The sequence below is a fragment of the Mycoplasma sp. P36-A1 genome (genome assembly GCF_049478495.1).
Classification (GTDB): Bacteria; Bacillota_I; Bacilli_A; order JAJDGJ01; family JAJDGJ01; genus P36-A1.
This window is the reverse complement of the sequence record NZ_CP168083.1, coordinates 1,416,119-1,430,694: the sequence shown is the minus strand read 5'-3', so window position 1 is coordinate 1,430,694 and position 14,576 is coordinate 1,416,119. Positions and strand designations below refer to the sequence as shown.

Annotated in this window: 15 protein-coding genes, 1 pseudogene and 1 riboswitch; of the genes and pseudogenes, 8 read left to right on the top strand and 8 right to left on the bottom strand. The window is 26.9% G+C overall.

The window, feature by feature from the left end:
* Positions 1-28: 28 nt before the first annotated feature.
* The 5 genes from ribE (ACD762_RS06965) to ACD762_RS06945 all read right to left on the bottom strand — a co-directional run bounded on the left by ribE (ACD762_RS06965) (position 29) and on the right by ACD762_RS06945 (position 4,189).
* The gene (ribE, locus tag ACD762_RS06965) at positions 29-499 is read right to left on the bottom strand and encodes a 6,7-dimethyl-8-ribityllumazine synthase (protein ID WP_423364722.1); all 471 of its coding nucleotides are present in this window, start codon (positions 497-499) and stop codon (positions 29-31) included.
* Entirely contained in the window at positions 493-1,704 is a 1,212-nt protein-coding gene (gene ribB / locus ACD762_RS06960) for a 3,4-dihydroxy-2-butanone-4-phosphate synthase (RefSeq protein WP_423363254.1), read from the bottom strand. Before ribB ends, ribE (ACD762_RS06965) begins: the two co-directional genes overlap by 7 nt.
* An 11-nt stretch (positions 1,705-1,715) precedes the next feature.
* Positions 1,716-2,345: a riboflavin synthase gene (gene ribE, locus ACD762_RS06955; RefSeq protein ID WP_423363253.1), complete on the bottom strand. Its 630-nt coding sequence runs from the start codon at positions 2,343-2,345 to the stop codon at positions 1,716-1,718.
* Entirely contained in the window at positions 2,345-3,433 is a 1,089-nt protein-coding gene (gene ribD, locus ACD762_RS06950; RefSeq protein ID WP_423363252.1) for a bifunctional diaminohydroxyphosphoribosylaminopyrimidine deaminase/5-amino-6-(5-phosphoribosylamino)uracil reductase RibD, read from the bottom strand. The genes ribE (ACD762_RS06955) and ribD overlap by 1 nt, the downstream gene beginning before the upstream one ends.
* Before the next feature lie 123 nt (positions 3,434-3,556).
* Positions 3,557-3,672, bottom strand: a riboswitch (FMN riboswitch).
* A gap of 184 nt (positions 3,673-3,856) precedes the next feature.
* Entirely contained in the window at positions 3,857-4,189 is a 333-nt protein-coding gene (locus ACD762_RS06945; protein WP_423363251.1) for a hypothetical protein, read from the bottom strand.
* Positions 4,190-4,413: 224 nt separating this feature from the next.
* Here ACD762_RS06945 and ACD762_RS06940 point away from each other — a divergent pair, with 224 nt between their 5' ends.
* The 3 genes from ACD762_RS06940 (at position 4,414) to ACD762_RS06930 (ending at position 6,337) form a co-directional block, all read left to right on the top strand.
* Positions 4,414-4,950 (top strand): GNAT family N-acetyltransferase, encoded by a 537-nt coding sequence (locus tag ACD762_RS06940; RefSeq protein ID WP_423363250.1) that lies wholly within the window; start codon positions 4,414-4,416, stop codon positions 4,948-4,950.
* A 137-nt stretch (positions 4,951-5,087) separates the two neighbouring features.
* A complete protein-coding gene (locus ACD762_RS06935) occupies positions 5,088-5,783 on the top strand; it encodes a thermonuclease family protein (RefSeq protein WP_423363249.1) in 696 nt (231 codons plus the stop codon).
* Positions 5,784-5,785: 2 nt separating this feature from the next.
* Entirely contained in the window at positions 5,786-6,337 is a 552-nt protein-coding gene (locus tag ACD762_RS06930; protein ID WP_423363248.1) for a hypothetical protein, read from the top strand.
* Positions 6,338-6,382: 45 nt separating this feature from the next.
* On the opposite strand, the gene ACD762_RS06925 is transcribed toward ACD762_RS06930, so the two are convergent.
* Genes ACD762_RS06925 through ACD762_RS06915 form a run of 3 tightly spaced genes read right to left on the bottom strand, consistent with a single transcriptional unit; the run spans position 6,383 to position 10,473 of the window.
* Positions 6,383-8,272, bottom strand: a complete 1,890-nt coding sequence (locus tag ACD762_RS06925) for an ABC transporter ATP-binding protein (RefSeq protein WP_423363247.1) — start codon at positions 8,270-8,272, stop codon at positions 6,383-6,385.
* Positions 8,265-10,007, bottom strand: coding sequence for an ABC transporter ATP-binding protein (locus tag ACD762_RS06920; RefSeq protein WP_423363246.1), 1,743 nt, complete (start codon positions 10,005-10,007; stop codon positions 8,265-8,267). Before ACD762_RS06920 ends, ACD762_RS06925 begins: the two co-directional genes overlap by 8 nt.
* A 10-nt stretch (positions 10,008-10,017) precedes the next feature.
* Positions 10,018-10,473, bottom strand: a complete 456-nt coding sequence (locus tag ACD762_RS06915) for a MarR family winged helix-turn-helix transcriptional regulator (RefSeq protein WP_423363245.1) — start codon at positions 10,471-10,473, stop codon at positions 10,018-10,020.
* A 115-nt stretch (positions 10,474-10,588) separates the two neighbouring features.
* On the opposite strand from ACD762_RS06915, the gene ACD762_RS06910 reads away from it, so the two are divergent.
* From ACD762_RS06910 to ACD762_RS06890, 5 genes and pseudogenes are all read left to right on the top strand, one after another.
* A complete protein-coding gene (locus ACD762_RS06910) occupies positions 10,589-11,956 on the top strand; it encodes an MATE family efflux transporter (RefSeq protein WP_423363244.1) in 1,368 nt (455 codons plus the stop codon).
* Between the two features lie 1,165 nt (positions 11,957-13,121).
* Positions 13,122-13,271: pseudogene (locus ACD762_RS06905) on the top strand (leucine-rich repeat domain-containing protein); the annotation flags it as partial.
* A 39-nt stretch (positions 13,272-13,310) separates the two neighbouring features.
* Positions 13,311-13,553: a hypothetical protein gene (locus ACD762_RS06900; protein ID WP_423363243.1), complete on the top strand. Its 243-nt coding sequence runs from the start codon at positions 13,311-13,313 to the stop codon at positions 13,551-13,553.
* Positions 13,554-13,622: 69 nt separating this feature from the next.
* A complete protein-coding gene (locus tag ACD762_RS06895; RefSeq protein WP_423363242.1) occupies positions 13,623-13,958 on the top strand; it encodes a hypothetical protein in 336 nt (111 codons plus the stop codon).
* Positions 13,942-14,391: a hypothetical protein gene (locus ACD762_RS06890; protein WP_423363241.1), complete on the top strand. Its 450-nt coding sequence runs from the start codon at positions 13,942-13,944 to the stop codon at positions 14,389-14,391. The genes ACD762_RS06895 and ACD762_RS06890 overlap by 17 nt, the downstream gene beginning before the upstream one ends.
* Positions 14,392-14,576: the final 185 nt, after the last annotated feature.

The following is a 14,576-nucleotide window of genomic DNA, read 5'->3' as shown; positions in this document are numbered from 1 at the left end:
GATTTTCTACAAATTGTTGTATTACCAACTACGAGATTTGTTCTATTAAGTTGATCATTTCAATTGCACCTTGTGCACAATCAAAACCTTTATTGCCTGCTTTTGTTCCAGCTCTTTCAATTGCTTGCTCGATATTTTCAGTAGTTAATACACCAAACATTACTGGAATTTTATATTCTAAACTTACATGTGCTATTCCTTTAGATACCTCACTACAAACATAATCATAGTGTGATGTACTACCTCTTATTACTGTTCCTAAACATATTATTGCATTATATTTTTTTAGTTGTGCTAATTTATCAGCAATAAGTGGTATCTCAAAAGCTCCAGGTACCCATATTATATCAATATTATCATCTTTTATATTATGTCTTGTTAAGCAGTCTAAAGCTCCATTCAACAATTTTGTATTGATAAATTCATTAAATCGTGCAACAACAATTCCTATTTTGTGGTTAGATGCTTCAAAATTTCCTTCAATTATTTTCATTATAATTCCTCCATTTTTATATTTAAGATATGATTCATTTTATTTTTTTTGGTTTTAAGATATTCTAAATCGTATATTGTTGCTTTGACTTCAATAGGTATTCTTTTATTTATATGTATATCAAATTCTTCTAATTGATATACTTTATCTAGATTATTAGTTAATAAGTTGATATTTTTAATCTTTAAATCCTTTAGTATTTGAGCACCAATATAATATTCTCTTTCATCTGCTTTGAAACCTAATGCTAGATTGGCTTCTAAAGTATCTAAACCTTCTTCTTGTAGCTGATATGCTTTCAGTTTATTTACAAGACCTATACCTCTACCTTCTTGACGCATATACAATAAAACACCTGAATTATTATCATTAATTATTTTCATAGATTGTTCTAATTGTGCTCCACAATCACATCTTAAAGAATGAAAAACATCACCAGTTAAACATTCAGAATGAACACGGCATAAAACATTTTTTTCATTGCTAATATCGCCTTTAACAAGTGCAATATGATGTTCATTGTTCAATATATTTATATAGGTATGAGCTTTAAAATTACCATATTTTGTAGGCATATCTACAATTGAAACACATTCTACTAGCTTATCATGAACTTTTTTATAATGTTGAAGTTCTTGAATTGTGATTGATGTTAAATTGAATTTTTTAGCAAAATCATCTAATTGCTTACCTTTTTTCATACTTCCATCATCATCCATTATTTCACAACACAATCCACACTCTTTAAGGTTTGCTAGTTTCATTAAATCAACAGTTGCTTCGGTATGACCATTTCTAATTAAAACACCACCATCTTTTGCAACTAAAGGAAACATATGACCTGGTTTTCTAAAGTCATCTGCTTTAACATTATCCTGTGCACACATTTTAGCTGTTAATGCTCTTTCATAGGCACTAATTCCAGTTGTTACATCTTTATAGTCAATAGAAACAGTAAAAGCAGTCTCATGGTTATCAGTATTGTTTAAAACCATTTGTTCTAGTTGTAACCTTGTAGCATTTTCTTTTGACATTGGAAGGCATATTAAACCTTTAGCATAAGTGGCCATAAAATTCATGTTTTCTACACTAATATTCTCAGCACTACAAACAATGTCTCCTTCATTTTCACGGTCTTCATCATCCATGACTAAGATCATTTTTCCTTCTTTTAAATCTTTTATTGCTTTTTCTATATTTTCATATTTCATAATTGATCTCCTTAAAAATCATTTTTTAATAAATATTCTTTAGATATTATTCTTTCTTTTAAAATATATTTCTCTATATATTTTGCTAAATAATCATTTTCAATATTGACAATACTATTTATTCTTAAATTATTTAAAATACTATTGCTTAAAGTATGTGGAATTATTGAAACACTAAAATTATTTTTTTCTACTGAAGCAACTGTTAAACTTATTCCATCAATACAAATAGAACCCTTTTCAACAATGTAATTCATTAATTTATTATCACATTTAAATTTAAACCATTTAGCATTAACATCCATTCTAGTACTGATAAGTGTTGCTGTTCCATCTATGTGTCCTGTAACTATATGGCCACCAAAACGTGAGTTAAGGCTCATAGCTCTTTCTAAATTAACTTTAGAATTATGCTTGATATTAGATAGGGAAGTTCTAGTAATAGTTTCAGGCATTACATCTACTTTAAAACTATAATTATTGAATGAAGTGACAGTTAAACAAATACCATTAACAGCAACACTATCACCAACTTCCATATCCTTTATTATTATTTTTGCTTCTATTTCTAAAGAATAGATGTTATTACCTTTTATAACTGATTTAATATTACCCATCTCTTCTACTATTCCAGTAAACATTATTTAAGCACCTCATACATTAATAAAATATCATCTTCAAAAATCTTTGTTTTAGGTTTTGATAAGTGTAATGTATCTTTAATCTTTTCAAAGCCTCTTCCACCTACAGGTGCTAATGAATTTTTCCCACCAATAATCAAGCTACCAATATAAACATGAATTTCATTAACTATTTCTTGATTAATTGCACTCCAATTTAATGTTGAACCACCTTCAAGTAAAATACTATCAATCTTCATCAGTGCTAGTTTTGACATTAAATCATGTAGATCAACTAAGTTATGTAACTGCTTAACTTTTAAAATGATACAACCATATTTTTCTAAATTCTTAATTTTAGCTATGTCACTAGAACAAGTTGCAATGATTGTTTTAATAGATGATGAAGTTTGAACAATTAAAGAATTAATTGGTATTTTTAAAGTAGTGTCAACAATAATTCTTATTGGATCTCTACCACCTTCTATTCTACAATTTAAAAGGGGATTATCATTAATAATAGTGTTGATACCTACCATAATTGCAGAATTCATTGACCTTGTTTTATGAACATCTAAACGTGATAGTTCATTACTGATCCATTTAGAATCATTTGTGTATGTAGCAATTTTTCCATCAATACTCATAGCATACTTTAAAGTTAAGTAGGGTAGGTTATTAATAGTAAAATAGTTGTATACCTTATTTAAGGCTTGAGCTTGAGCTTCTAATACACCAACAGTAACTTTAATATTATTTGCTTTTAGTATCGCAACACCTTTACCGCTAACATTTAAATTAACATCTAATGTTGCAATGACAACCATTGAAATTTTTGCCTTAATAATAGCATCAACACATGGTGGGGTATTACCATAGTGTGTGCAAGGTTCTAAAGTAACATACATAGTGGCATTTTCTAAACTTTCACTAGCACTATTTATGGCATTTACTTCAGCATGATTCTCTTTGTATTTCATATGATAACCTTTTCCAATTATCTTATCATCTTTAACAATAATCGCACCAACCATTGGATTTGGACTAACATACCCTTGTCCTTTAGCTGCAAGTAATAGAGCTTTTTGCATATAATCAATATCTTTCATTTTATCACCTCAAAAAAAATACATGCCTTGATATAAATTCAGGGCATACAAAATATATTAATTAATATAAAAAACTCTGAAACGATAAATCATTTCAGAGCATAGATATACTAAAAAAGTATAATTGTTCTTCTTTCATCCAGACTATACTGTCGGCTTTGGAATTTCACCAAATCAACCATAAAGGTTCGTGGGCTTTAACCACCGGTAGGGAATTGCACCCTGCCCCGAAGATATTCAATTGACTTAATTATAGTCTCATAACAATATTTTTGTCAACAAAAAATATTATAAAATTTGTAAAAATACGATTTAAGTTTTATACACTTTCAAATAAAAAAGTAGTTTTTTAAAAAAAATGGCTACATTGTTATGTTAAATAATAGTTGCTGATATATAAAAAAACTACGATAAAATCGTAGTTTATTTCTTATAAAATTTTTTGTAGTAGTAGGCAGTTAAGCAACCACCAAAGAAAATTGAGACAGTTACAAAAAATAAAATATACTGTCTAAAATAAATCATACCTCTTGGAGCAAAAGTTATAAAAAACGATAACAAAAGCAATAAAAATATATACATTGATCTAAATACTTTTAATAAAATAAAATTATTTTCAGCATTTGCTGGTCCCATCATTGCTGAATATTTTACCAACATAAAACAGCCAACAATTGTAATTATCATTGTAAATAAAATAAAGGCATAGAAGTGCATTTCACTACTTCCTACCCAATTATCAATATCATCAAACATCTAATCCCTCAATTCTAAAAACTCTCTAGTAACACTCAACTTTATAACTATTATTTTACCAAATTTTCCTCGATTTGTAAATATACAGTTAATATTTTTTAAAAATTTGATAAGTATTAGGACTATTATACATAATTATTCATTAATCAATGTATTGCACTTTAACTTATATACTTAATTTGTTAGAATAAAAGTGTTAGAATTTTAAGTAAGGGGTGTTGACTATGTTTTTAGAAACTAAAAGATTATATCTTCGTAAAATGACATTAGAAGACCAAGATGATCTGGATTTATTGTTAAAGGATACTGGTATTACTTATGCTTATGAACATGATTTTACCGATGAAGATGTTGTGAAGTGGATAGAAGATAATATTCAAACTTATGAGGAATCTGGTTATGGATTAATGGCTGTTATTTTAAAAGAAAATGATAGATTCATTGGTCAAGCGGGATTAGTTAAAGTTAAAGAAGAAGAAGATGATTTAACTGAGGTGTTCTATTTATTGAAAAGAGAATACTGGCACAATGGTTATGCTATAGAAGCAGCTAGAGCACTATCAAATTATGCATTTGATTATCTAAATCAAGATAAGGTATATGCACAAATAAGATTTGATAACTACCCATCAAAAAATGTTGCAAAAAGATTAGGTATGAAACCAATTAAACTTTTTAATGTTAAAGTTTATGGAACAGATATTATGCATGATCTATATGAGATAAACAAAACAACATTTGATAAAAATAATAATATTTAAGATGATGACTCCTTTGTATGTAAGGAGTTTTTATTTTACAAATAGCTAGGAATTACATCATTTAAAGCAAATTATATAAAACTAGTTTGAAACATTAAAACAAATAGTTTAATATATAAGAGTAAAGGGTGAAAAGAATGGCAAAAAATAATTTAAATAATAATGAGATAAAAAAATTAGTAGAACAAGGAAGAAGAGACTTTAAAAAATATGGTAAGTCTTCTAAAAAGAACAGAGTATTATATATTATTGGTTGGATAATAATTGCGATATTTATAATCACACAATATGATATTTTTAATTTTAATACAGTAAAAGGTAATATTAATGTAGTTAAAGATGAAAAATTTATTCCTAAAAGTAGAGATAATACTTTAATAAAAGAAAAAATCAATATTAAAGATTATCATGTAGTAGATGGAGATACTTTTACTAATACAAAAACAAAACAAAGTTATCGTTTGTATTATGTTGATACTCCTGAATCTTGTATTTTGAAAAATAATGTATCAAGTTCTAAAAATAGTGATAATACCTGTAAGGATAGTAAATTAGAAGAAAAAAATGGTAAAGAAGCATCTTTGTTTATGCAGGATATATTTAATGAGGCTGATAGTCTAACGATAGAATATAGTAAAAATAAAAAAGATCGTTATGATCGTTATTTAGTTTGGCTATTCTTAGATGATAAGTATTTAGTACAATCAATGATAAGCAATAATAATCTGATAGATGGTTTTTACGATTATAATGGAAGATTTGATAAAGATGGAAAAAAAACTAATGGCTTTTTTAAAAAGTATACTGATTTAGTTTTAGAATTAGGAGTGTAAAAATGAAAATAGAAAAAACATGGATTGAAAATATAAACAATATGAGATTTATTGGTATTAGATATGAAGATAGTGATCGCAATGAAGCAAATAATAGCTTTGATTACTTGTGGAAAGAGTGGTTTGAAACTAAACGATTTGAACAGTTAAGTAATAATAGAAATCCTTATTTTAATAAAGCTTATATAGGATTTACTAACACATTAGACAATAACTCATATTGGATAGGTATGTTTTTTGATAAAGATGAATTTATCCCTGCAGGTTTTGATTTCTTTGATTTTGTAGCAAGTGAGGTAGTTTGCTCTGAAATATCAGACACCTATGAAAGTAGTGAGTTATTTGGTTTGGAGGCTATCAATGAAAGCATAGATGCTTTTATTGACAAAGGTTATTTTAAAAAATATAAGATATCTCAAGATTGGTTTTTTGAATTATATGATCAAAATAAATACAATAATAAAAATGAAACTTCTTCTATTAAATATTATTTCAAGCTTCGTGTTGCAACAGCTGAAGATGAACAGTTTTTAAAAGAAGTTAGTAGTAAATAAGATAATAAAAAAATGGATGTTAGTAAGATTAACATCCATTTTTATTTATTCTAATTCTAGTGATCCAGTATATAATTGATTATAAATACCATGTTGTTTAATTAAATCATCATGATCTCCACGTTCAACTATTCTACCTTGATCCATAACCATAATAGCATCAGCATTTTTAATGGTAGAAAGTCTGTGTGCAATAACAAATACAGTTCTATTGAACATTAATTTATCCATTCCACTTTGAACTATTTGTTCAGTTCTAGTATCAATAGATGAAGTTGCTTCATCTAATATCATTACTGGTGGATTGTTTATAGCTGCTCTAGCTATCGATAATAGCTGCATTTGTCCTTGTGATAATGAACCACCTAAACCATCAATTATTGTATCATAACCTAGAGGTAAGGTATTAATAAAGTCATGTGCATTTGCAAGTTTAGCAGCTTTAATTACATCTTCATCACTTGCTTGTAAGCTACCAAATTTAATGTTTTCTTTAATAGTTCCAGTAAACATATTAGTATCTTGTAAGACAATTCCTAATGATTTTCTTAAAGAACTCTTTTTAATGTTTTTAATATTAATCCCATCATATGTTATTCTACCTTCTTGAATATCATAAAAACGATTTATTAAGTTAGTAATAGTTGTTTTACCTGCTCCAGTTGCTCCAACAAAAGCAATTTTTTCACCTGGTTTAGCATATAAGCTTACATCATGTAAAATTTGTTTATTTTTATTGTAATAAAAGTCAACATCAAAGAATCTAACATCACCTTTAAGTTCAATATATTCAAATTTATTATTAGCTTGAGGTACTTTCCAAGCCCAGTTTGCCGTTTTTTCACTACACTCAACTATTAAATTATCTTTTATCGTTTCAACATTAACTAAAGTTACTTCTCCTTCATCTGTTTCAACATTTTCATCCATTAATTCAAATATTCTACTTGCACCAGCTAGAGCCATTATAATAAAGTTGATCTGTTGTCCAATTTGAGTTACAGGATTAATTAATGATCGGCTTAATGATAAGAAGGAAATAATTAAACCTACACTAAACATTGAATGTACAATTGCATAATAAGTTCCAATACCACCAATCAATACATACATTAAGTTCATTAAAGCTAGCATTGAAGGCATCATTAAATTACCCCAAGCATTAGCTTTAAATGAACTTTGATATAGCTCATAGTTTAATTTATCAAAGTCTTCTATTGCAACTTTTTCATGATTAAAGATTTTAACTACTTTTTGTCCTTTTAACATTTCTTCAATGTATCCATTAACACTACCAATATTTTTTTGTTGTGATTGAAAATATTTTTTTGAATTATTAGCAATTGTTTTTGAAATTAAGTAAGTAAATGCTATTACAATAAGTACAATTAAAGTTAATCTAAAGCTCATTATAAACATGGTAACTATTATACTTGTCATAGTTACAACACTTTGTAGTGTTTGAGGAATACTTTGTGAAATCATTTGTCTTAAGGCATCAATATCATTAGTAAAGTGTGACATAATATCACCATGTTGATGAGTATCAAAATATGATATTGGTAATTGTTGCATATGTTCAAACATTTCATCTCTGATTCGTTTTTGAACTCCTTGACCAATCATTACCATTAATCTAGCATAGATTAAGTTACAGAAAGCACCAACTAGATAAATAAGTCCCATTGTTAGGATTGCCTTTAGTAATGGAGCATAATCAGCACCATTATTTTGAATAAGTGGTGTTATATAATCATCTACTAATGTTTTGATAAAGACAGAGCCAATTACATTTGCTAAAGCAGATATTATAATAAATACTAAAACTAAAAAGAATCTAAATTTATATGTTGATGTTACATAAGCTAATAGTCGAAGTGCTGTATTACTCTTATTAAAGCGATTTTTTTCATTTTGAATACTTTTATTACTCATTATCTTGACCTCCTCTAGTTTGCGTATAATATGTTTGTGAATATATTTCATTTGAATCTAGAAGTGTTTCATGTGTGCCAATAGCATCAATAGATCCATTTTTCATAATAATAATTTTATCAGCATCTTCAATTGATGAAATTCTTTGAGCAATAATAATTTTTGTTACATCAGGAATTTTTGTTTTGAATGCTTGTCTGATTAAAGTATCTGTTTTAGTATCAACAGCACTTGTTGAATCATCAAATATCAGTATTTTAGGATCCATTAACAATGCTCTTGCAATGCATAATCTTTGTTTTTGACCACCAGAGACATTAGATCCACCTTGTTCAATATAAGTGTCATAACCATCTGGCATTTTAGATACAAATTCATCTGCTTGAGCAATCTTACACGCTTCAATTATTTGTTCCATTGTGGCATGTTCATTTCCCCAACGTAAGTTTTGTGCTATTGTTCCAGAGAATAAAACATTTTTTTGTAGAACCATAGCTACTTTTGCTCTTAAAGAGTGTAGATCATATTCTTTAACATTATGACCACCAACACTAACTATTCCACTAGTTGCATCATATAATCTAGGTATAAGTGATACTAATGTTGATTTACCACTTCCTGTTTCTCCTAAGATTCCAACCGTTTCACCTGAATTTATAGTGAAATTAGTAGGTTTCAAAGCACATTTATTTATATCATTAATATATGAGAAAGCTACATTATCAAATTTAATGCTACCATCTTTAACTTCTGTTAGTGGATTTTCTTGGTTAGTTAAATCAGATTTTTCATCTAATACTTCAACTATTCTAACTGCTGATTTAGAGGCAATAAGTAATAATACATATCCAAAAGATAACATAGTTAAAGCGATTAATATTTGAATAGCATAAGTAATCATCGTACTTAATTGTCCAATTTGTAACTGTGAATTAACTATTTGATGTGCTCCAAACCATGAAATAAGTAATATAGTAGAATACATTGCTAATTGCATTAATGGACCATTTAAAGCAACAATTTTTTCTGCTTTAGTAAATAATCTAAAAATATTTGCAGATAGTTTATGAAATAATGAAATTTGTTGGTCTTCTCTTACATAAGATTTTACAACTCTAATACCTGCAACATTTTCTTGAACCATCTCATTTAAACCATCATAGCTTTGCATTACCTTTTCAAAGATAGGGTGTGCAAAGTGTGTGATTAAGTATAATGCTAAACCAATTATTGGTACATTAGCTAAATAAATTAAAGCTAATGAAGGGTTAATACTAAAGGCCATAATTAATGCAAAAATCATCATTAATGGTCCTTTTACTAATATTCTTAAACATTGATGAAAGGCATTTTGAACATTTGTAACATCAGTGCTCATTCTAGTAATTAAAGATGAACTATGAAATTTGTCTATGTTACTAAATGAATAGTCTTGTATGTTTTCAAACATGTCATGTCTTATATTTTTTGAAAGGCCTGCAGCAGCTTTAGCAGTATATCTTCCAGCAATTGCACCAAAGACAAAATAGGCTATTGAGGCTAGAACAGCTAATGCTCCATAATAAATAACAGCATTCATATCTTTTTGCATTAAACCTTTATCTAAGATAAAAGTCATTAAAAAAGGTATTAATACTTCCATAACAGTTTCTATTGTAACTAATATTGGTCCAATAATCGCATCTTTTTTATATTCTTTTAAAGATTTAAGTAGTGTTTTTACAATTTTTATCATTTTTTTCCTCCTATTTTATTTTGACATTTTCTTTTATTTGATCTAATACCTCAAAGAAAACATCTAACTTTTTTGAATCTATATCTTTTAATATAGCTTTATCTAGTTGCTTAATACTAGCATTTCTTTTAATGCCAATTTCCATACCCTTATCACTTAGGACAAGTTGTTTTTTACGAGCATCATTTTCATCTGGAATTCTAGTTAGTAATTTTTCATTTTCCATATGCTTTAAGATTTGAGAGGCAGTGGCAGCAACTATACCAAATTCTCTTTCTAAATCTTTTTGATAACAAGGATTATGATTGCTTATGTAAGAAGCAAATATCATTTGCATCTTAGTAGCATCAGGGTTTTCAGAAAACAATGTATTTTGATTTATATATCTTAATATTTGATTTCCAATTTTTTTTATATAAATGCCAGCACTTATAGAATAGTGCTGAGAATTTATTTCTTTTTCCATCTTTATTCCTCTTTTCAAGTATGATATAATTATATAGTTAGGAAACTAACTATTATATTTTACATATAACAACATTATATGTCAATGATAATAATAAAAAAGAAAAGGTGATAATATGAAACAAGAAGCAAACCCGCTTGGTTTTGAAAATATTAATAAACTAATTATTAAATACTCAATTCCAAGCATTTTAGCCCTTTTAGTAGGTGCAGTATATAATATAGTAGATCAAATTTTTATCGGTCAAATTATGGGAACAACAGCAATGGCTGCAACTAATGTAGCATTTCCTTTAACACCAATTGCCATCTCAATGGCTTTGTTATTTGGAATTGGTGGTGCCTCAAATTATAATTTGTTTTCTGGGCAAAAGAAAGTTAAAGAAGCAAATGAAGTAGTGGGTGACTCACTATCTTTAATGATGTTAAGTGGAATTATTATTGGAGTGTTAACTTTCTTTTTCGCAAAAGATATGTTGTATTTTTTTGGAGCTACAGATGCCATTATGGAGTATGCATTACCTTATACTAGAATAATTGCTATTGGCTTACCTATGATGTTGTTTTCAACAGGTGGTGCTAACATTGTTAGAGCTGATGGTTCACCAACTTATTCAATGATAGCTATGATGAGTGGAGCATTATTTAACATCATTTTTGATCCAATATTTATGATTGTTTTTAATCTTGGTATTGAAGGTGCAGCACTGGCAACTACTTTAGGTCAAGCAATTACCTTTTTAATGCTAATGTATTATTTTGTAAAGAAGACTAAAAGTATCAAGCTTGATAAATCAGTCTTTAAAATACAATTTAGATATGTGAAAATCATTGCAGCATTAGGTATGGCATCTTGCTTTAATCAATTAGCAATGACTGTAGCTCAAATTGTAATGAATAACTCTTTAAGATATTGGGGAAGCTTATCAGTGTATGGAAGTGAAATACCAATTGCTGTAGTAGGTGTAATAACAAAACTAAATATGATTTTTATGGCTTTTGCAATTGGTCTATCACAAGGAACACAACCAATTTATGGTTATAATTATGGTGCTAAAAACTATGAAAGAGTCCAACAGACATTAAAAAAAGCAATTAAAATAGTACTAGCAATTTCAATTACCTTCTTTTTATTATTTCAAGTATTTACTTCACAAATTATTGGTATCTTTGGACAAGGAAGTGCTGAATATAATGAACTTGCAACTAAATTTATGAGAATATTTATGTTCATGACTTGTGTAAATGGGTTATTACCAGTATGTTCAAATTTCTATACTTCAATTGGTAAGGCAGCAATTGGATTATGGGTTTCATTAACTAGGCAAATCATCTTTTTAATTCCTTTAATAATAATTATTCCTATGTCTTTTGGTATTGATGGTATCGTATATGCAGGTCCAATAGCTGATGGAATGGCCTTTGCTTTAACAATTTATTTTATTGTTAAAGAATGGAAAGAATTAAATGTTTTAAAAAAATAATTTGGACCTAAATAGTATTGCTGATTTTAGACTTAGCTAAACTGTTGTAATGTATTTTATTATATCAGTTTTGAAGTGATTAATGTGAGATAAGAAGAATTAGAAATTTTACTAAGTAATAGTAACAATCAACTGTAACTTTATTTAAAGTACTCACAAAAGAACATTTAGTTACAGATATTAAATCCTAAATAGATCAACTAATCACTATTTATGTATTCTTTTGATTTGACTCCACTAGTAATATGACTGTAAAAAATGGAAAAATGCTACAAGGAGTTTAGAAGATAAAGTTGAAAACTTGAAAATATAAGAAAGCTCACAGCAAACCTAGTTGTATATGTTAATATAAAAATGCACACTTTTAATTATATAACAATGTACAACAAGCTAGTCTTCAATCACCGAGTCTGTTCAGAACATTGTGTAAAGTGCTATCTTAAAGATAGTAGAATTTTAGAGTAGATACTTTTAAAAAAGAGGTATCTACTTTTTCTTATATAGTATTATATAAGTTGATGTTATCAAAGAAGTATTATATTCTACTTTAAGGCATAAACCTCAGTACAATATAAATAAAATATGTGTTTATTAAAATTGTCTACTAAAACACTACCAATCAAACTTTCTTGAATGCATTTGAATGCAAAGCTAAATCTTCTGCTGATTTTAATGTAGCTAACACTAATTCTATCATTATAAACACTTTAAAATGATTATAACAAAAAAGAGCACCCACATGCATAATAGGTAGATAGTTACATGCATGTGGGTGCTCTTTTTTAACTACTTATAACTGCTAATATCTATCCATTAAATATTAAAATTATAGAAATTTTATTATAATTAAAATCCTATCTCCATAAGACATAAAGTATTTAAGGCTTAAATAATTCTGTTATCTTTATATGATTGTTTTCACGCTTTGTTTACAATGTATATATAAAATGATATTATAGTTATATAAATTTAATATAAAGGGGAATTAAAATGAAAAAAATTATTGTATTATTAACAGTATTAACTAACTTATTAATAATGAGTAATGCTAAAGTAATGAAATATAATCTTTAAGGCAAAAAGAATTAGATTACAGTTCTCAAGAAAATGATCATGATTTTGAAAAGTATTTCTTTAGCGAACTAGCTGAAGGTAAAAATGCTTTATCGAAACAGCAGAAGGAATAAAATGTATACTAAACTTAGAATCATTAGCTATACAATATAATAAAATAGAAAGTATACCAACAGATATACAATATTTAAACAATCTAGAAGAAATAAATTTAAGCAATAATCAAATAAGTTCACTAGAAAATATTGAAAATAATAATAACAATATTAACTCTTTAATATTGAATAATAATCAACTAGAGACAATATTAGATATAAATAACTACCAAAAACTTAAAAACATAGAGCTTTATAATAATGAGCTAAACTATATATATAAAAGTATCTTAGCAAATGAAGAAGTAATGAATGATTTAATAAATAGCGAAATATCATTATATCAATGTGATGATGAGTGTACTTTAATATACACTAAACCGCTAAACTTAGATAACTCTAAAATAGCTATTGATGATACAAAATAATTAACTAGTTATAAAGTAATAGTAAACTATAATAAAGAAGTATTCAATGAAGAAACTGGATTAAATGTAATGATAGATGAGGATAAAATAAATATTGGTATTAAAATACTTAAAATTAATAATAGATTTGTTTATTTAGAGAATGCTACTTATAACATTGAATATACTCGTATCTGCCCAAAGAAAGGTGCTCCTTATTTCAATGTTAAAGTTGCAAAACCTAAAATTTTAATAAGCGGCTTTAGGAAATTAAAATTATTAAATTATAATTCATCTGCAATCAATAGCAGAATTAAAAATGCCTACTCTTACTTATTTACATCATACAATGTAAGCTATTTTTACAATAATAATAAATTCACAAGCTGGCTGACAGGAGATATTAAATATGAACCGAGAAATTAATAAATATAAATATGTTATGTTTATAGTACTACTTATTTTTTGTAGTAGTTGTAGCGTAGAACATAATTTTTTAAATCAAAAATTTAAAAGTGCAGTTGGAAGTATTAATATTGATAATAATGATGAGAATAGATCGTTAAAACAAAGTGTTATAAATGATATTTCACAGTTAAATACATTAGATAATTCTAGTGATTTCTTTTCTGGTTTTAATGAATATCAAGTAATTATCAAATATGCAAAACTAGAAGATGATAAATATAATTTGAAATTAATAAATATGAATGATGGAGAGAAAAAAATAAATGCTTTTAATAATATCTCTAATCCTGCTGCAATTTGTTTAGTAGATAACTCTAACCAAATATTTGAATGCGAAGATTTTAAACAAGATGAGTATGTAAGTTTATTTATTAAAGAACTTGTAAAATAGAAAATACATTTTAATAGGAGTATTTTACTACTTTAATTGTTTATTTCATAATATTGTCTTATATATTAAAAAAACCGGTGCATTACAATCATCGGTTTTTTTTTGTATCTAATAGAGAAAGCTTATTAACTCTTAATTACAATTATGAATAATAATTAATAAAAAAATAAGCTAAATGAATTAGC